Here is a 17,279-nt window from a genome sequence, read left to right on the forward strand (position 1 = left end):
TACTCCAAAGTATTCAAGGATTAAACGATCATGGCTGCTAAAGACGTAAAATTCGGCGATTCCGCCCGCAAGAAAATGCTCGTTGGTGTCAACGTTCTGGCTGACGCTGTAAAAGCGACCCTCGGCCCGAAAGGCCGTAACGTTGTTCTGGCCAAGAGCTTCGGCGCTCCGACCATCACCAAAGACGGTGTTTCGGTTGCCAAAGAAATCGAACTCAAAGACGCCTTCGAAAACATGGGCGCCCAGCTGCTCAAAGACGTTGCCTCGAAGGCCAACGACGAAGCCGGTGACGGCACCACCACCGCCACCGTTCTGGCTCAAGCCATCGTTAGCGAAGGCCTGAAAGCCGTTGCTGCCGGCATGAACCCGATGGACCTCAAGCGCGGCATCGACAAGGCCACTGTTGCCATCGTCAAAGAGCTGCAAGCCCTGTCCAAGCCATGCGCCGACTCCAAGGCCATCGCTCAGGTGGGTACCATCTCGGCCAACTCCGACAACTCCATCGGTGACATCATCGCCGAAGCCATGGAAAAAGTCGGTAAAGAAGGCGTGATCACCGTTGAAGAAGGCTCGGGCCTGGAAAACGAACTGTCGGTTGTAGAAGGCATGCAGTTCGACCGTGGCTACCTGTCCCCTTACTTCGTCAACAAGCCAGACACCATGGTTGCCGAGCTGGAAGGCCCGCTGCTGCTGCTGGTTGACAAGAAAATCTCCAACATCCGCGAACTGCTGCCAGTTCTGGAAGCCGTTGCCAAGGCCGGCCGTCCACTGCTGATCGTTGCTGAAGACGTTGAAGGCGAAGCGCTGGCTACCCTGGTCGTCAACAACATGCGCGGCATCGTTAAAGTTGCTGCGGTCAAGGCACCAGGCTTCGGCGACCGCCGTAAAGCCATGCTGCAGGACATCGCCGTCCTGACCGGCGGTACCGTCATCTCCGAAGAAATCGGCCTGAGCCTGGAGTCCGCGACTCTGGAGCACCTGGGCAACGCCAAGCGCGTAACCCTGTCGAAAGAAAACACCACCATCATCGATGGTGCTGGCCAGGAAGTTGACATCGAAGCACGCGTCAAGCAGATCCGTGCCCAGATCGAAGAAACCTCTTCGGACTACGACCGTGAAAAACTGCAAGAGCGTCTGGCCAAACTGGCTGGCGGTGTTGCCGTGATTAAGGTCGGTGCTGGCACCGAAGTTGAAATGAAAGAGAAGAAAGCCCGCGTTGAAGACGCTCTGCACGCTACCCGTGCAGCCGTTGAAGAAGGCGTGGTGCCTGGCGGTGGTGTTGCCCTGGTTCGCTCGCTGCAAGCGATTGCCGAGCTCAAAGGCGACAACGAAGACCAGAACGTTGGTATCCAACTGCTGCGCCGTGCTGTTGAAGCACCTCTGCGTCAGATCGTTGCCAACGCCGGCGATGAGCCAAGCGTAGTGGTCGACAAGGTCAAGCAAGGTTCGGGCAACTTCGGTTACAACGCTGCTACTGGCCAGTACGGCGACATGATCGAAATGGGTATCCTCGACCCAGCCAAAGTAACCCGTTCGGCCCTGCAAGCTGCTGCTTCGATCGGTGGTCTGATGATCACTACCGAAGCCATGGTTGCTGATGCTCCGGTTGAAGCTTCTGCTGGCGGCGGCATGCCAGACATGGGCGGCATGGGTGGTATGGGCGGCATGGGCGGCATGATGTAAGCCAGCCTTACCCGCTTGAGAAAAAGCCCCGCTATATGCGGGGCTTTTTTTTGGGTTTTTCACGGGTTGCCGGGGAAGGATTGGCTTTGGCTTTGGCTTGGGGGCTGGGCTGGCGCCTACATCCGGCCCTACCGGTGGGAGCGGGCTTGCCCCGCGATTTGCTGTATCGGGCCAGATCGCGGGGCAAGCCCGCTCCTACAGCAACCCGCGATGAGCTTTTTGGTGCCTATTGTAGGCGCGGCGGTGCAGCGACCCGATTTTCCCGTTCCCACTGAGCCGCCTCGACAGGTTTGCGGTACAGCACCCAGTAATAGCAACCCAGGCTGATCAGCCAGCAAAACACCGCAGTCCACACGTTGTGCGAGAAGAAGTGCGCGCCTTGCAGCATGCGCCCAATCGAAAACACGGTGCCTAGGCCAAAGGCGAACAGCAGCGCGGCGCGGGCCAGTCGCGGGCGTCGGTCGCGCAGGGCGAAGAACAGCGCAAACAAGGTAAACCCAGTCGCTGCATGACCGCCCGGCCAGCACCGCCCAGGCTTCTCAGTGGCTGGCCGAGGGCTGAGCAATTCGCTGTAGGTTTCCTTGCCACCAAATTCTTTGAGGCTCCACGGGCACTGCACCGCAGTCACCGCTTTTACTGGCGTAACAAAACTGGTCGACAGCCCCATGGCCAGCACCAGATAGCCCAGTTCGCGCCGCCAGCCTTTCAGAGGCTGCCAGAAGAAACTGCCGATGAAGGCGACAATGGCACCCAGGGCCAAGACAATAACCGCTTGTTTGGCACGGTCATGCAGAATGTCTTCCAGGAAGTAGCTGTGCCGACCTATGAACTGCCCGGCAACCGGGTCGAAGGCCAGGTTGGCCAGGTCCATATCCAGTGAGGTCAGTTCCAGCAGGATTAGCAGCAGTGCGGTAACCACAGGGATGCCGAGGGCAATCCACAGGTTGAGCGGGCGAGAAGGGGCAGATAGCGGCATGGTAGGTCCAGGCAGGTCAAAGGGGCAGTCCCGACCGGCAATTCTCGGGGAGTCGCTATAACCTGTCTGTGAAGACTAAGTGAAAAAAACGTCAGCCAGCATTAAAGTTGCGCCGCCCTAGCCGAGCGTGGCTGTTGGCCTTAAGCTGCGCCTGCCAAGCAGGCAAATGCCCCGGACGGGAGAACCCCACATGCGCATTCTTTTGGTTGAAGACAACCGCGATATTCTGGCCAACCTCGCCGACTACCTGGGCCTTAAAGGCTACACCGTAGACTGCGCCCAGGACGGCTTGTCGGGTTTACACCTGGCCGCCACCGAACACTATGACCTGATCGTACTCGACATCATGTTGCCGGGTATCGATGGCTACACGTTATGCAAACGTTTACGCGAGGACGCGCGACGTGACACTCCAGTGATCATGCTCACCGCCCGCGATCAACTCGACGACCGCCTGCAGGGCTTTCGTTCTGGCGCTGATGACTACTTGCTCAAGCCCTTTGCCTTGTCGGAGCTGGCTGCGCGTATTGAAGCGGTACTGCGGCGTGCCCAGGGTGGCGGTCGACGCACGCTGCAAGTCAGCGATCTGGTGTATGACCTCGACACGCTTGAGGTAACCCGCGAAGGCAAACTGCTCAAGCTCAACCCGGTGGGCTTGAAGTTGCTGGCGGTGCTCATGCAGAAAAGCCCTCACGTATTGCGCCGTGAGGTGCTGGAGGAAGCGCTGTGGGGCGACGATTGCCCAGACAGCGACAGCCTGCGCAGTCACGTCCACCAGTTGCGTCAGGTGATCGACAAGCCATTTGAGAAGCCGTTGCTGCATACCGTCCATGGCGTGGGTTACCGCCTTGCCGAGGGCCGTGATGGAGTTTAAGCAAAGCCTTGCCCAGCGGATCATCATTGCCTTCGCACTGATGAGTGCGCTGGTGGCCGGCGCATTCGCCTTTGGCATCGTGGCTACGGTGCATCTGGTTGAAGAACGCCTGATTTCGGCGGTGCTGGGCGGTGACTTGCAACGCTTGCTGCGCATGGACAGCGTCAGCGACTGGAGCCACCGGCCGCGGCCGGATCAATTGTTCTACTACAGCGGCGGGCGCGGCGAGTTCGATATGCCCAAAGACCTGCGTCACCTGACGCCGGGTTTTCACGAAGTGTTTCGTGAGCAGTTGTCTTATCACGCCATGGTCGAGGTGGTGGACGGCCGGCATTACGTCTTGCTGCAGGATCAGAGCGATTTCGAAGAACGTGAGCGCGTGCTGTTTGCCGTGGTCGTGGTGGGCTTTGTGCTCAGCCTGGCCCTGGCAGTGTTTCTAGGTTGGGTATTGGCGCGCAAGGTGATGGCACCGGTGATCCGTCTGGCCCATCAGGTGCGTCATCGCGATCAGCTACTGGGCCTGGCGCCGCCGCTGGCACCCGACTATGCCGCCGACGAAGTTGGCCAGCTGGCCATGGCGTTTGACGACACCCTGGGACGTCTGCGCGATGCCTTGACGCGTGAGCGCCTGTTCACCAGTGATGTGAGTCACGAACTGCGTACACCGTTGATGGTGTTGGCCAGTTCCTGTGAGTTGCTGATGGTCAACCCCAACATCGACCCGCGTGCCCGCTCGCAGATCGAGCGGATCGCCAGGGCCACGGAGGAGATGCAGGAGCTGGTGAAAACCTTCCTGATGCTCGCCCGCGCTCAGCGAGATGTGGGTGCCGTGGCATCGCGCGCCACCCTCAAGGAAGTGGCTGATGATCTGATTGGCGTATGGCGAGACACCATTGAGCAGAAAGGTCTGTCGCTGATCTACGACTGCAAGGTCTTTCCCTCGACCCTGTTTAACGCCACTTTCCTGCAGGCGGTGATGGGCAACTTGTTACGTAACGCCGCCCATTACACCGATTACGGCTTTATCCGTCTGACACTGGATACCAATGGCTTCACCGTCGAAGACAGTGGCGTAGGGATCCCGGAGGAGCAGCGCGAGGCGATGTTCCGCCCATTTGTGCGTGGCGATGAGCGCCGTGGTGAAGGCCTGGGCCTGGGCCTGTCGCTGGTGCAGCGTATTTGCGACGACCAGGGCTGGACGGTGCAGCTGTCGGCCATGGTGCCCAATGGCTGTCGTTTTCACGTTGATCTGAGCCGTGCACCAGAGTGTTTGCTCGACGCGGAATGAGGGGGCAACGCCCCTCACGCATGGTCACTTCTTGTAACTTTTCTCATGCGTGCTCACAATTTTTTCACATCCGCATGACCTGACGACAACGCTTGCCCGCCTAAGGTGGGCGAATTGGAGTCAGGAGATGCACCATGCGTAGCCCCATCAAGCTTGAATTTTCCGAGAAGTACGACCAGCAGCACGCGCAAGACTACTTTCTCAAGCATCAAGACGGCCTGGCTCGGCGTTTGTCCCACCAACGTGATGAACAACTGGCCCGCCGTGCCCTGGCCCTGGCCGGAGAGCCTGGCCTGGTGCTCGACCTGCCGTGTGGCGCCGGTCGTTTCTGGCCGATGCTGGCAGAAAAGCCAAATCGGGTAATCATTGGCGCGGACAACTCTGAAGCGATGCTGGAGACCGCCACCAAGTCGCAACCTGCCCATATCGTGGAACGGGTACGGACTTTGCAAACTTCAGCGTTCGCCATCGACTTGCCGGACAACTCAGTCGATAGCATTTTCTGCATGCGGCTGATGCACCACATTGGTGAGGCCGAGCATCGGAAAACAATTCTCTCGGAATTTCAACGTGTTACCCGCGACAGCGTGATTCTGTCGTTGTGGGTCGATGGCAATTTCAAAGCTTGGCGTCGTCAGAAACTCGAGCAACGCCGCTACGCAGAAACGGGTAAACCCAGCTATCAGAACCGTTTTGTGTTACCGGTTGCTACGGTTGAAGAAGAGTTTCAGGCAGCAGGCTTCCGAATTCAGGAACGTTTGGACTTTTTACCGTTCTATGCCATGTGGCGAGTATACGTATTGCGTAAGGGGTAGTAAGGCATGGCGGTAGAGCGCTCCGGAACAACGGCGGGAAACAACAGTTTTAACCATTTCTGGCAGCAGCAGGGTGAATGGGTCGAGGCGCCTAACCAGCGACGGGGCGGCGAAAGTGGTGTACAGCGGCTGAGCGATGAAAATGGCCAGGTGCTGTATTCCAAACGCCAGATTGGCCATATCTACCGCAGCTTGATGCACCCGTTCGGGCGTCCGACGGTGTTGCGTGAGTACGATGCAATCAACAGTTTTGAGCAATTGGGTGTGCGGGTGCCGCACATCGTCTATTGCGGTGTCGAACGCGATGCCGATCACCAGTGGCGCGCCCTGCTGGTGAGCGAAGCCCTGGATGGCTTTGAAGACTGCGACAACTGGTACGCCAGCGGCGCACGCGAGCGTTACAGCGAAGCGTTGCACGAGCGTATGTTGCAGGACCTGGCGCAGAACCTTGCGCGGATGCACCGCGGTCACTGGCAGCACGGTTGCCTGTATGGCAAGCACGTGTTTATCAAGGTTATCGGTGAAGGCGATGAGGCACGCGCCGAAGTGGCATTGCTGGACCTGGAAAAGTGCCGCCGACGCATCAGCTGTCAGCGCGCAGCGGCAAATGACCTGAAGCAATTGCGCCGCCATTCGTCATTCAATGACGCAGAGTGGCGAAAGCTGCTCTATTTTTACCAAATGGCGTTTGGCAGCGTTGTCAAAGGTTTAGCGTAATGAAACTAGAAATAGCTCGAGGTTTGTTTCTCCTGGCCGCCCTTGGGGTGGCTACGGCTGCTGTGGCGGCTTGGGAAGAGCCCGGGCCTGTGGTGGTCAGCCATGGCGACAGCGCGCCGCTGCCGAGAGTGGCGAAGGTGCAGACCCCCGTCAGCCCCGATCACGACTTGTTGCTGTTCATGTTTGGCATGAGCCAAGGCTTGCGTTCGCAAAACTGACACGCCTCGGTGGGAGCGGGCTTGCCCCGCGATTGCGGTTTGGGTGTTACACCGCTTCGCGGGGCAAGCCCGCTCCTACTGGGTGTTTGTGTGCCAGCAGGGTGTATACGCAGGGCAACACGAACAGGGTAAACAGGGTGCCCACCGACATCCCGGTGGCAATCACCGTGCCGATATCAAAACGGCTTACTGCCCCAGCGCCACTGGCGAAAATCAACGGCACCATGCCAAAGACCATCGCCGCCGTGGTCATCAGTACCGGGCGCAGGCGTATCGCCGCCGCTTCTTCTACCGCCTCACGGGCGCTCAAGCCTTTCTGCTCACGCAACTGATTGGCGAACTCGACCACCAGAATGCCGTGCTTGCTGATCAGGCCGATCAGTGTCACCAGGCCGACCTGGGTGTAGATGTTCATGCTGGAAATCCCCAGGAACAGTGGTATCAGCGCACCGCAGATCGACAGTGGGACGGTTACCAGGATCACCAGCGGATCGCGGAAACTTTCGAACTGTGCAGCCAGCACCAGGAAGATGATCGCCAACGCCAGGCCGAACGTTACCCACAGGGCACTGCCTTCCTGCACAAACTGGCGTGCGGCACCGGCGTAGTCGAAGGCGTAGCCTTGCGGCGCCTCTTCGCGGGCAATGTTGCGCACGGTGTCCAGCGCTTCGCCCATGCTGACCATGGGGAAGCCCTGGATGATCGCTGAGTTCAATTGCTGGAACTGGTTCAACTGGCGTGGCCGCGCGCGGTCGCTGATGCTGATCAGTGTCGACAGCGGCAGCATCTGCCCCTGTTGGTTTTTCACGTAGTAGTTGCTCAACCAGTCGGGGTTATCGCGGTAGGGCCGCTCGACCTGAGCGATCACCTTGTAGCTGCGGCCATCGATGGTAAAACGGTTGATTTCTGCCTCCCCGAGCAGGGTCGCCAGGGTGCCACCCAGGGCGTCCATGGACACCCCCATCTGCGCCGCCTTGGCGCGGTCGATATCGACTACCACCTCGGGTTTGTCGAAGGCCAGGTCGATGTCGAGGAAGGCAAATTTGCCGGAGGCCTGGGCGCGTTCCTTGACCCGTTCGGCGACCTCCAGCAGAGACTCATAGTCGTTGGCGGTGTTGATCACAAACTGGAACGGCAGGCCTTCGCCAGTGCCGGGCAAGGAGGGCAAGTTGAAGCCGAAAATCTGCAGGCCGGCGATACTTTCAAGCTTGCTTTGCACCAGCGGCAGTAGTTCCATCTGGGTGCGCTCGCGTTCGTTCCAGGGCTTGAGCAAGAAGCCGCCGATACCCGACTGCACCCCGTTGAAACCGTTGATCTGGAACGAGGAGTAGTACTCGGGGAACGCCTTGAAGATATCGATGAACTCGTCGGTGTAGGTGTTCAGGTAATCGAGGTTGGTCGGTTGTGGCGCAGTGGCCATCATGAAGATCACGCCCTGGTCTTCATCCGGTGCCAGTTCGTTTTTGGTGAACATCAGGAACACCGGGATCAGGCACAGCACGATCACGGCGAACACCAGCACCACTGGGCGGGTGTTGAGGGTCGCGTGCAGCAGCTTCTGGTAGCGCACCTTGAGGCCTTCGAACATCTGGTCGAGGCGGTGGGCCAGGCCACTGGGGTTGACGTCGTGGCGCAACAGCAGGGCGCACATCATCGGTGACAGGGTCAGGGCGATGATCCCGGAAATGATCACCGCACCGGCCAGGGTCAGGGCGAACTCTTTGAACAAGGCCCCGGTCAGGCCCTCGAGAAAGCCGATAGGCGCATACACCGCAGCCAGGGTGATGGTCATCGACACCACCGGCATGGCGATCTCCCTGGCGCCTTCCAGCGCCGCTTCGAAGGGGGTCTTACCTTCTTCGATGTGCCGATGAATGTTTTCCACCACGACAATCGCGTCGTCTACCACCAGGCCGATGGCCAGCACCATCGCCAGCAAGGTCAGCAGGTTGAGCGAGTAGCCCATCAGTTGCATGAAGAACAGCACGCCGATCATCGAAAGCGGAATGGTGATCACCGGGATCAGCACGGAGCGCAAGGCGCCGAGGAACAGGAACACCACGACGATGACGATCAGTACTGCTTCGACCAGGGTCTTGACCACCTCGTCGATCGACGCCTGGATGAACAGGGTCGCGTCGTAGGCGATCGAGGCCTTGAGGTTGGGTGGCAGCTGGCTTTGTAGCTCCGGCATCAGCTTGCGCACCTCCTTGATCACATCCAGCGGGTTGGCGCCCGGCGTGGCCTTGATGCCGATGTACACCGAGGGCGTGCCATCGAAGGAACTGACGGTGTCGTAGTTTTCCGCGCCCATCTCCACCCGTGCCACGTCACCCAGCAGCACACGGCTGTCGCCGCTGGTTTTCAGCGGGATGTTGGCGAACGCCTCGGCGGTTTTCAGCTCAGTAGTGGCGTTGATACTGGTGACAATGTATTCGCCTTTGACCTCACCGGCAGCCGAGAGGAAGTTGTAGCGGCGCACGGCATCGGTCACTTCATTGGCGCTGAGGCCGTAACCGGCGAGTTTCACCGGGTCGATCCACAGGCGCATGGCAAACAGCTGGTTGCCGAGGATTTCCGCCTCGGCCATGCCCGGCAGGGTGGCCAGCTTGGGCTGGATCACCCGCGACAGGTAGTCGGTGATCTGCGGATTGCTCAGCTCGCTGCTGAAGAAGCTGATGTACATCAGCGCCGAGGCATCGGCGGCTTCCTTGCTCAGTACCGGGTCTTCGGCGTCTTGTGGCAGTTTGTTTTTCACCTCGTTGGCCTTGGCCAGCAGCTCAGTGAACAAACGGTCGCTGTCGGCGCCGATCCGCGCATAGATGGAAATCACTGAGAAGTTCTGGCGACTCACCGAAGTCATGTAGTCGATGCCTTCGGCACTGGCCAGGCTTTGCTGCATCGGCTGGGTGATATAGCCCTGGATGGTTTCGGCGTTGGCACCGGGGTAGGCGGTGGTCACCGTGATCAGGGCGTTTTCCATCTGTGGGTACTGGCGGATGGGCAATTTGCTCCAGGCCTGGAAGCCCAGCAGCACAATCAACAGACTGACGACGCTTGCCAGCACCGGACGACGGATGAACGGGTCGGTAAAAGCCATGATGCATCCTCGGTCAGTTGGCGCGCGACTGCTGGTTGCTCGATGGGGCCTGGGTTTTGTCCGGGCTGATGGTGATCGACGCACCCTGGGTCAGTTTCAACTGGCCGGCAGTTACCACCTTCTCGCCCGCTTGCAGGCCTTTGTGAATCACCACCAGGCCGTCACGGCGCTCGCCGGTCTCGACAAATCGGCGCTCGGCGATCAGCTCCGGCTGACCTTGAGGATTATTCTGCACCTGGCCGTCTTCGGCTTTTTTCGGTACTACCACGTACACCGAGTTGCCGTAGAGGGTGTAGGTCACGGCACTTTCCGGTACCACCACCTGTGGCTTGGGATCTGGCAGCAGCACCTGCAAACTGCTGAACATGCCCGGCAGCAGCTTGCCTTCAGGGTTGGCCAGGGTGGCGCGCACGCGCACGTTACGGGTGCTGTCTTCAACCTTGGGGTTGATGGCGCTGATGGTGCCGGGGAAGGTTTGCTGCGGATACGCCGCGACGGTGACCAGCACTTGCTGGCCAATGTTCAGCTTGGGAATCGCCTGTTCGGCGACAAAGAAATCGACATACAGGCTGCTCAGGTCTTGCAGGGTCGCGATCACTGTGCCGCTGGCCAGGTAGTCGCCGATATCGACCTGGCGGATGCCGATGGTGCCACTGAAGGGCGCGCTGATGCTTTTCTTGGCCAGGGCGGCCTTGAGCTGATCGACGACTGCCTTGCTGCGTTTGTACTGCGCGTTGAGGCGGTCGTACTCGCCGCGCGAAATGGCCTGGCTGCCGACCAGTTGGCTGCCGCGATTGAAATCCACCTGCGCCAGGCCCAGGTCGGCCATGGCCGTGCCTAGCAGTGCGGTCTCGACATCACTGTCCAGTTGCAACAGCGGCTGGCCTTTGCTGACTTTCTGCCCGGACTCAAACTGCAGCGCCTTGACTGTGCCAGCGGTTTCCAGGCTCAGGTCGACACCTTGAAACGCCGTGAGGCTACCGACGGCGGGCAGGCGATTTTGCCAGGCGCGTTCGCTGGACTCGGTCGCCGCCACACTGATCGGTGGTTTCGGAGCCGAGAACATCTGCACCTGCTGATAGATGGAGAAGGCCTTGTAGCCCCCCAGTATCAACACCAGCAGCACAACAACACCTAACATGATCAGCATGCGGCGGCGCAGCATAGTCCAGTTCCTTGGATACGATTTATTGTTTGACGCGCACGACGACGGGCGATCCTGCCCACATGCGCTGTAGCCGAATATTACTCGTTTGACCGGGGCAGGGAAGCCTGTGTTCCCAGGTATTTGGTAGGAACGGGCTTGCCCCGCGATGCGCTGCAACTGACTTGTGGGAGCGGGCTTGCCCCGCGATGCGTTGCAACTGACCTGTGGGAGCGGGCTTGCCCCGCGATACGTTGCAACTGACGAAACGCAATCAACGGGGCCACAGATGTCAGGCCAAGTGCAGGTGATTGTCCCAAAGCCCGGAAGGCAGCTGCAGCGGCTGGCCGATCAATTCAGTCTTGCGGCAATCGTACAGCCGGCAACGGCCCTGACCGGAGGTGACGACAAAGCCATCGGCCACCGCGCCCACGCCAGCGCAATCGGGCATTGGTGCATCGACGCGTATTTGCGCGGTGTCCAGGTCCCAGATGAACAGGCGATTGGCCCGTGGTGCCGTCAGGGCAACCAGGCGCAGTTCGTTATGAATGGCCACGCTGGCGGTGTAGTTGGCCATAGACTGCAACTGCTGCTCGGGCACCGGGAAGGCCTGGAAGGCTTGCCCAGGCCGCTTGATCGCCAACAGCTCGGCGGTTTCATCGCCCGATCCCATGAACTGTTGACCGGCGACGATGGTGCCGTCGCTGGCGATCGCCAGGTGGCGCACGCTGTTCATTTGTTGCGCCAACACCTCCTTGCTGATCAGCGTACCGTCACGCTGCATCAGCACCAGGCTTGGCTGCATGGCGTCGAGGTTCATTTCCACCCGGCTTTCGGCTTCGGTACGAATACCCCCGTTGGCCACCACCAGGGTTTCGCCATCGGGCATCCACGACACCTGATGCGGGCCGATACCGTGGGTGGAAATTTCACCACTATGGCTCAGGCGCTCACCCTCGAAGCGGTAGACCCCCAACACACCACGACCGGGATCTGTGGTGTCGTTCTCGGTGGCGTACAGCCATTCACCGCTCTTGTGGATCACCGCATGGCCATAGAAATGCCGGTTCGGCTGCGAGGCGAGGGTCTGGATCAAGCGGCCATCGCGCAGGTCGATCAGGTAGCTCTCGGTGCCAGGGCGGCGAGCGACGAACAGGGCAATTGGCTGCTCTGGGTGGTTGATGATGTCATGGCAACGCTGGGCAACTTCGGTGGCGAACACCTGGGTGCCGTCCAGACGATAGCCGACGGCATAGTGTTTGCCGTCGCTATCGTCGCGGGCCGACAGCAGCAACGGGCTGCCGTTTTTGCCGCGAAACAGCGTCCAGCCGCCCAACGTGAGGGCGCTGAGCAGAACGCTACCGAGTTTGAGAGCCTGGCGTCGCAACATGATCAGTCACCGTCGTTGGCATTGAAGCCCAGCTGAATGCCCAGCGCCTTGGCCAGTTCGCCTTCGTGCAGGCGGTGGACGGCGTTGAGGCTGTCGTAGATGTCGTTCAGGCGCTGACGGCCGGTTTCGTCGTCCAGCAGTTCACCCAGCGGCTGCTGATTGGCGTTTAGCAGTTTGAGGGCGTTGGCGTAGGCAGCATCGATCTTGTCGGCCAGGGCCTTCTGATCCTTGCCCAGCAGGCCACGCAGGCCCTGGTTATCGACACCCACCCAAACGGCTTGTGCGGCGGTCAGGCTGGCTTCCAGGCTCTTGAGCGAGGACTGGCTGCGCCAGGCTTCAGCTTGCAGCGGCTGTGGAATGCCCTTGCTCAGGCGACCCATGGGTGCACCCAGCTTTTTCTTCAGGGTATCGAGGGCCGTTACCTGGGCACGCAGCAAATCGGCGATCGCTTCGTGGGAGTCGGCATAGCGCTGGTTGGGGAATTTGGTCAGTTGCGCCAGCATGCCGTCGGTGCTGTTCCAGCCTTTGAGGATGTCTTCGGCCAGGGCTTTCTGGTGTTCGCCGATGGCCACCAGCAGCGGGCAGTAACGGGCCTTCTGTTCGGCGCTGGCGACGTCTGGCTTGCTGTCGAAGAGGATGTATTCGTAGGCGGAGAGGCCACGCACCACAACGCTGGATTTGCCCAGGCTGGCGGCATCGATGGGCTTGTCGCCATTGACCAGTTGCTCAACCTGACGGCCCACCAGGTTCTTCTTGTCGGGCCAGAACTGCACCTGCCAGGCGCGGTTGCCTTCAGCCAGCGGGCCGATCAGCAGGGGCTGCAGCTCAGCCCAGGCTTTTTGCGCGTGGAGGAAGTCGGCGCGGGCGGTTGCCAGCTCAGCCTTGCCTTCGCAGTAGGCCAGGGCGCTGACGGCCAGCTGGCGGTCGGCTTCGACCCAGCGGCTGTAGGTGGGCAGGATCACCTGCTTGGCAATGGCAGCGGAGGTAACAGCCTGTGGATCTTGTGGCGAACAGGCGCCCAGGGCGAGGGCGGCAAGGCTGGTGAACAACAGTTTGGGACGGAACATGCCCGGCTCCTCTCTCTTAGAGTGAATTCAGAAACGCCAGCAACGCAGCGCGTTGGTCGGCATTGAAGGTCAAAACATGTTGCTTGGCCGTTTCCGCCTCGCCAGCGTGCCACAGCACGGCTTCGAGAAGATTGCGGGCACGGCCATCGTGAAGGAATCCGGCTTGGGCATTGACCGTCTGGGTCAGGCCGATGCCCCACAGCGGTGGCGTGCGCCAGTCCTGGCCACTGGCTTTGAACTCGGTGCGGTTATCCGCCAGGCCCGGGCCCATGTCATGCAACAGCAGGTCGCTGTAAGGGCGGATCAACTGGTTGGCCAGCTCCGGTTCAGCGGCGGTGGCTGCGGTGGTGAAGCTTGGGGTATGGCAGCTCTGGCAACCGGCCTGGTGAAACAGGTTCTTGCCGGCCAGTACTTGTGGCGAGTCGACATCCTGACGGATCGGTACCGCCAGGTTGCGGGTGTAGAACAGCACCAGGCGGGCAATATTGTCGCTGACTTCCTGCTCGCCATTGGCGCCGTTGCCGTTTGGCGCGTTGAGGCAGTCGACTTGTGCCGGCGTACAGTCGTCCATCGGCCGCAGGCTGGTGGTCAGGCCCATGTCGCCGGAAAACGCATGGACGTTCTGCTGGTTGATGTTCGGTTGCCCGGCTTTCCAGCCGAAGCGGCCCAAGACGGTTTTGCCCAGAGCGTCGTCCCAGACCTGATTGGGCCGGCCACGGATGCCGTCGCCGTTGCGGTCGTCAGGGTCGGCGTTGGCCAGAATTGCCGACTCGGGTATGGCTTCAAGCAGGCCCAGGCCGATCATCGGCGGGGCAACACGGGCGGAAAAGCGCGTATCGGGATGCATCGGGCCATAGCCCAGCTGACTGATTTGCAGCGTTGGCTGGCGCAGCTCGACCTGGGTGCCGTCCTTGAAGGTTACTGGCACCGGGGTGTACTCGACCCGCACTTTGCCTTCCGGGGCGACGCCAGGTACGGCCATGTCCTGGAACTGCCCGCCATAGACTGGCTCGGGCACGATCCCCAGCTGCTCGATGACCTTGGCGTACTGTGGCTGGTCGGGAATCGACAGGCGCACCAGCATTGACACTGCATGACGCGCATTGGGGCCGGGCGGGTGACCGCGGCCATCCTTGATATGGCAGTTCTGGCAGGCGTTGGCGTTGAACAGCGGGCCCAGGCCGTCACGGGCAGTGGTGGTCGACGGTGCGATCACCCACGGGTTGCGAAAGAAACTGTTGCCGACGCTGAAGTCCAGGCGCCGGCTTGGCGCGAGGTTGGCCGAAGGCATGGAGTAGGCGTTCTGGTCGCGCTTGTTCACCGTTGTCTTGCCGCCGCCCAAGGCTTCGCCGGGTTCTGCCTGGGTGAAACGCGGGGCGTCATCACAGGCGACCAGGGTCATGGTCAAAACCAGCGGGCTGAGACGGAGCAGCAACGAAGACATCAAGAATCCTGAGCTTGAGCAAAAAACCGGCGTGCAAGCTTAGCAGGCTCAGGATTCTGGAATAAGAGGGATTTGCGTTCGCTAGATGAAATCGTCGGCAGTTCCCGGTCTGTCTCAAGCCATGATCAGGCTGAAATCCCGATTGACCAGGTTGATGATCAGGTTTTTGTTACCGCCGCCGCGGTTAGTGCCAGGTACCTCATTGGTTGTGCCAGCGTAATCCATCTCGGTGGCGGTGATGTATTTGACCGCGTCCTTGTGGGCCGGCAGCCAATAATCCTGAAACAGCCAGATCCTGGTTTCCGAGCGCGGCCCGAGGATCAGTTGCAGGGCCTTGTAGTTTTCATCGGTTTTGCCGACCCAGGGCACGGCCATTGAGCCGTTCCACGCGCTTTGTGCGCCGATGGCGAACATGTAGCTGGAGTTCTCGCCATTAATCAGCGTCAGGGTGTAGGGCGTGTTGTTGGCGATCGATTTGAGGTAGGTAACGCTAGCCATGGTGTTCTTCCTTGAAGGTAGGCGTTCAGGCGTTGAGCTGAGGTTTGTCCAGCGGCACGCGCGGGCTCATGTAGACATACACGGCCTGCAGTGAGATTTCGTTGAACGGTGGTTGCAGTTCCGACGGTTTGAAGCGTCCGTGCAAGGTAATGCGGTGCTCGCTGGCAACCGCTTCGAAAGTCCGGCGATCGAAATCATTGGGGTCATAGAGGTAAATCGTGCCGGGCAACGACAGCACCCGACACATCTCCTTGGCCGTGCCGGTGGTGATCGGTGCGCCCATCAAGGTGATGTGCGGTACCGATCGGCTATCGACGGGAAACACCGGATTATCGTATTCGGTCACCGGCAGTAGGTGGGGAATGGGCCGGCCGGTGTGGGGACCATTGGAAATGTGCTGGCCGATTTTGTTGAGGTTGTAGGCGTGGGTGAACCCTGTAACGACTGCAGGCTTGGTCGACGTGTCAGTGATTCGGCCTTCACCCCATACATCCAGTATCTGCTGCATTGATCTTCCTCTTTGAGCCTGGGGGAGGCATGAGGATGACCCTTGGCTGGCGCGCTGTTCAGCGGGCAAGGTTTCACCGGCAATAAAGCAGAACGCCCGGTACAAAGACCGGGCGTTCGCTTAGTCAGACGCGGGATCAGAACTCGTGATCAGCGGTGTCCGGGTTCAGGTTGGCGATACCCAGCTTGCCAGCGGCTTGCTCGATGGCGCCGGTCTGCTTGACCAGGGCGGCGATGGCGTCGCGGACGATCTGGTTGCCGGCAGCGTTGTCGGCGGCAATCAGTTGGTCGTAGTGCTCACCTTTGGCAGCGTGGTCGACCATGACCTGGATCTTCGCTTCGGTGGCTTCAAGGTCGGCCTTGAGGGTAGTGTCGGTGGCCGGATCGACCTTGGCGACCAGCGACGACAGGCTTGGGCCAGTCAGCTTGCTGCCATCAGCGCGGGTGTATTCGCCCAGGTAGACGTTGCGGATGCCCTTGGCGTCGTAGAAGTGCGAGTTGTGGGTGTTGTCGCTGAAGCAATCCTGCTCGTCTTCAGGCGAGTTGGCCTCCAGGGAAACCTTCATGCGCTCGCCGGCCAGTTCGCCCAGCGACAGGCTACCCATGCCGAACAGCATTTTGCGCAGGCCGTCGGTAACTGGCTCTGCTTCCAGGGTGGCGCGGTAGTTGTCGGCAACGTTTGGCTTCCAGTTGCCGACCATTTCTTCCAGGTCGTTGACCAGCAGTTGGGTCACGGCCTTGAGGTAAGCACGGCGGCGCTCGTTGTGACCGCCGGTTGCGCCTTTGCCTTCCAGATAGTCGGAGGCAGGACGGGCGCCAGCACCTGGGCCGGTGCCGTTGAGGTCTTGGCCCCAGAGCAGGAATTCGATGGCGTGGTAGCCGGTGGCGACGTTGGCTTCGGAGCCGCCCAGCTCGTTCAGGCTGGCGAGTTTCTCAGGGGTGATGTCTTTGACGTCGACTTTGTCTTCGCCGACCTGAATTTCGGTGTTGGCGATGATGTTGGCGGCGGCACCCGGGTTACCCAGGGCGTGCTCGTAGCTGGCGTCGACGTAGTCGATCAGGCCTTCGTCCAGTGGCCAGGCGTTCACCTGACCTTCCCAGTCGTCGATGATGGTGTTGCCGAAACGGAACACTTCGCTCTGCAGGTAAGGCACGCGTGCGGCGGTCCAGGCGGCCTTGGCGGCTTTCAGGGTTTCGTCGTTGGGGGTAGCGAGGAAGGCATCGATCGCGGTTTGCAGGGTTTTCGCGGTGCTCAGCGAGTCGCTGTACACAGCATGGACCATGTCGGCGTAGTGCTTGACCACGGCCTTGGCGGCGGCCTCGTCGACCGCGCCTGCGGCGGGGGCTGCCGGTGCTGCTGCAGTGGCCGCTGGAGCTTGCGGTGCGGCGGCCTTGTCCTTGTCGTCGCCGCAACCGGCGAGAGAGATGGCAATGGCCAACAGACTGGCGGTGGCCAGAGGCATACGAATCATGGTGAATTCCTGCGTCGAGAGGTTGGACAGGCGTACCGGGGTACGCAAAACTGCAACATAATGCGAAAGATTTGCATTTTGTGTAA

Annotated in this window: 15 protein-coding genes; 6 read left to right on the forward strand and 9 right to left on the reverse strand. The window is 60.3% G+C overall.

The window, feature by feature from the left end; genetic code table 11:
- Positions 1–30 precede the first annotated feature (30 nt).
- The gene (gene groL, locus ACVWSC_RS05185) at positions 31–1,683 is read left to right on the forward strand and encodes a chaperonin GroEL (RefSeq protein ID WP_442112349.1); all 1,653 of its coding nucleotides are present in this window, start codon (positions 31–33) and stop codon (positions 1,681–1,683) included.
- Positions 1,684–1,909: 226 nt separating this feature from the next.
- On the opposite strand, the gene ACVWSC_RS05190 is transcribed toward groL, so the two are convergent.
- Positions 1,910–2,659, reverse strand: a complete 750-nt coding sequence (locus ACVWSC_RS05190) for a phosphatase PAP2 family protein (protein WP_442112350.1) — start codon at positions 2,657–2,659, stop codon at positions 1,910–1,912.
- Between the two features lie 190 nt (positions 2,660–2,849).
- Here ACVWSC_RS05190 and colR point away from each other — a divergent pair, with 190 nt between their 5' ends.
- The 5 genes from colR (at position 2,850) to ACVWSC_RS05215 (ending at position 6,571) form a co-directional block, all read left to right on the forward strand.
- On the forward strand, positions 2,850–3,533 hold the full coding sequence (gene colR, locus ACVWSC_RS05195; RefSeq protein ID WP_442112351.1) for a two-component system response regulator ColR: 684 nt from the start codon (positions 2,850–2,852) through the stop codon (positions 3,531–3,533).
- The gene (locus ACVWSC_RS05200) at positions 3,523–4,821 is read left to right on the forward strand and encodes a sensor histidine kinase (protein WP_442112352.1); all 1,299 of its coding nucleotides are present in this window, start codon (positions 3,523–3,525) and stop codon (positions 4,819–4,821) included. The genes colR and ACVWSC_RS05200 overlap by 11 nt, the downstream gene beginning before the upstream one ends.
- A gap of 134 nt (positions 4,822–4,955) precedes the next feature.
- A complete protein-coding gene (locus ACVWSC_RS05205) occupies positions 4,956–5,636 on the forward strand; it encodes a class I SAM-dependent methyltransferase (protein WP_442112353.1) in 681 nt (226 codons plus the stop codon).
- Positions 5,637–5,642: 6 nt separating this feature from the next.
- Positions 5,643–6,353, forward strand: coding sequence for a lipopolysaccharide kinase InaA family protein (locus tag ACVWSC_RS05210; protein WP_442112354.1), 711 nt, complete (start codon positions 5,643–5,645; stop codon positions 6,351–6,353).
- Positions 6,353–6,571 carry a hypothetical protein gene (locus ACVWSC_RS05215; RefSeq protein WP_442112355.1) on the forward strand — a complete coding sequence of 73 codons (219 nt, stop codon included), beginning with the start codon at positions 6,353–6,355 and terminating at the stop codon, positions 6,569–6,571. The genes ACVWSC_RS05210 and ACVWSC_RS05215 overlap by 1 nt, the downstream gene beginning before the upstream one ends.
- A gap of 46 nt (positions 6,572–6,617) precedes the next feature.
- Here the strand turns inward: ACVWSC_RS05215 and ACVWSC_RS05220 are convergent, their stop codons facing one another.
- From ACVWSC_RS05220 to ACVWSC_RS05255, 8 genes are all read right to left on the reverse strand, one after another.
- The gene (locus ACVWSC_RS05220) at positions 6,618–9,671 is read right to left on the reverse strand and encodes a multidrug efflux RND transporter permease subunit (protein ID WP_442112356.1); all 3,054 of its coding nucleotides are present in this window, start codon (positions 9,669–9,671) and stop codon (positions 6,618–6,620) included.
- Between the two features lie 13 nt (positions 9,672–9,684).
- On the reverse strand, positions 9,685–10,836 hold the full coding sequence (locus tag ACVWSC_RS05225) for an efflux RND transporter periplasmic adaptor subunit (protein ID WP_442112357.1): 1,152 nt from the start codon (positions 10,834–10,836) through the stop codon (positions 9,685–9,687).
- Positions 10,837–11,107: 271 nt separating this feature from the next.
- Positions 11,108–12,205 carry a DUF1513 domain-containing protein gene (locus ACVWSC_RS05230; protein ID WP_442112358.1) on the reverse strand — a complete coding sequence of 366 codons (1,098 nt, stop codon included), beginning with the start codon at positions 12,203–12,205 and terminating at the stop codon, positions 11,108–11,110.
- Between the two features lie 2 nt (positions 12,206–12,207).
- Positions 12,208–13,272 carry an imelysin family protein gene (locus ACVWSC_RS05235; RefSeq protein ID WP_442112359.1) on the reverse strand — a complete coding sequence of 355 codons (1,065 nt, stop codon included), beginning with the start codon at positions 13,270–13,272 and terminating at the stop codon, positions 12,208–12,210.
- A gap of 16 nt (positions 13,273–13,288) precedes the next feature.
- Positions 13,289–14,716 (reverse strand): di-heme oxidoreductase family protein, encoded by a 1,428-nt coding sequence (locus tag ACVWSC_RS05240; protein WP_442112360.1) that lies wholly within the window; start codon positions 14,714–14,716, stop codon positions 13,289–13,291.
- A 114-nt stretch (positions 14,717–14,830) separates the two neighbouring features.
- Complete coding sequence (locus tag ACVWSC_RS05245; RefSeq protein WP_442112361.1) at positions 14,831–15,214, reverse strand: hypothetical protein; 384 nt, start codon at positions 15,212–15,214, stop codon at positions 14,831–14,833.
- Positions 15,215–15,239: 25 nt separating this feature from the next.
- Entirely contained in the window at positions 15,240–15,722 is a 483-nt protein-coding gene (locus tag ACVWSC_RS05250; RefSeq protein ID WP_442112362.1) for a hypothetical protein, read from the reverse strand.
- A 136-nt stretch (positions 15,723–15,858) separates the two neighbouring features.
- Positions 15,859–17,193: an imelysin family protein gene (locus tag ACVWSC_RS05255; RefSeq protein ID WP_442112363.1), complete on the reverse strand. Its 1,335-nt coding sequence runs from the start codon at positions 17,191–17,193 to the stop codon at positions 15,859–15,861.
- Positions 17,194–17,279 lie beyond the last annotated feature (86 nt).

Source organism: Pseudomonas sp. NUPR-002 (assembly GCF_056322725.1).

Bases quoted from the DNA above. Each gene is read 5' to 3' on its own strand.
- groL (WP_442112349.1), top strand. From the start codon at position 31: ATGGCTGCTAAAGACGTAAAATTCGGCGATTCCGCCCGCAAGAAAATG.
- ACVWSC_RS05190 (WP_442112350.1), bottom strand. From the start codon at position 2,659: ATGCCGCTATCTGCCCCTTCTCGCCCGCTCAACCTGTGGATTGCCCTC.
- colR (WP_442112351.1), top strand. From the start codon at position 2,850: ATGCGCATTCTTTTGGTTGAAGACAACCGCGATATTCTGGCCAACCTC.
- ACVWSC_RS05200 (WP_442112352.1), top strand. From the start codon at position 3,523: ATGGAGTTTAAGCAAAGCCTTGCCCAGCGGATCATCATTGCCTTCGCA.
- ACVWSC_RS05205 (WP_442112353.1), top strand. From the start codon at position 4,956: ATGCGTAGCCCCATCAAGCTTGAATTTTCCGAGAAGTACGACCAGCAG.
- ACVWSC_RS05210 (WP_442112354.1), top strand. From the start codon at position 5,643: ATGGCGGTAGAGCGCTCCGGAACAACGGCGGGAAACAACAGTTTTAAC.
- ACVWSC_RS05215 (WP_442112355.1), top strand. From the start codon at position 6,353: ATGAAACTAGAAATAGCTCGAGGTTTGTTTCTCCTGGCCGCCCTTGGG.
- ACVWSC_RS05220 (WP_442112356.1), bottom strand. From the start codon at position 9,671: ATGGCTTTTACCGACCCGTTCATCCGTCGTCCGGTGCTGGCAAGCGTC.
- ACVWSC_RS05225 (WP_442112357.1), bottom strand. From the start codon at position 10,836: ATGCTGCGCCGCCGCATGCTGATCATGTTAGGTGTTGTTGTGCTGCTG.
- ACVWSC_RS05230 (WP_442112358.1), bottom strand. From the start codon at position 12,205: ATGTTGCGACGCCAGGCTCTCAAACTCGGTAGCGTTCTGCTCAGCGCC.
- ACVWSC_RS05235 (WP_442112359.1), bottom strand. From the start codon at position 13,272: ATGTTCCGTCCCAAACTGTTGTTCACCAGCCTTGCCGCCCTCGCCCTG.
- ACVWSC_RS05240 (WP_442112360.1), bottom strand. From the start codon at position 14,716: ATGTCTTCGTTGCTGCTCCGTCTCAGCCCGCTGGTTTTGACCATGACC.
- ACVWSC_RS05245 (WP_442112361.1), bottom strand. From the start codon at position 15,214: ATGGCTAGCGTTACCTACCTCAAATCGATCGCCAACAACACGCCCTAC.
- ACVWSC_RS05250 (WP_442112362.1), bottom strand. From the start codon at position 15,722: ATGCAGCAGATACTGGATGTATGGGGTGAAGGCCGAATCACTGACACG.
- ACVWSC_RS05255 (WP_442112363.1), bottom strand. From the start codon at position 17,193: ATGATTCGTATGCCTCTGGCCACCGCCAGTCTGTTGGCCATTGCCATC.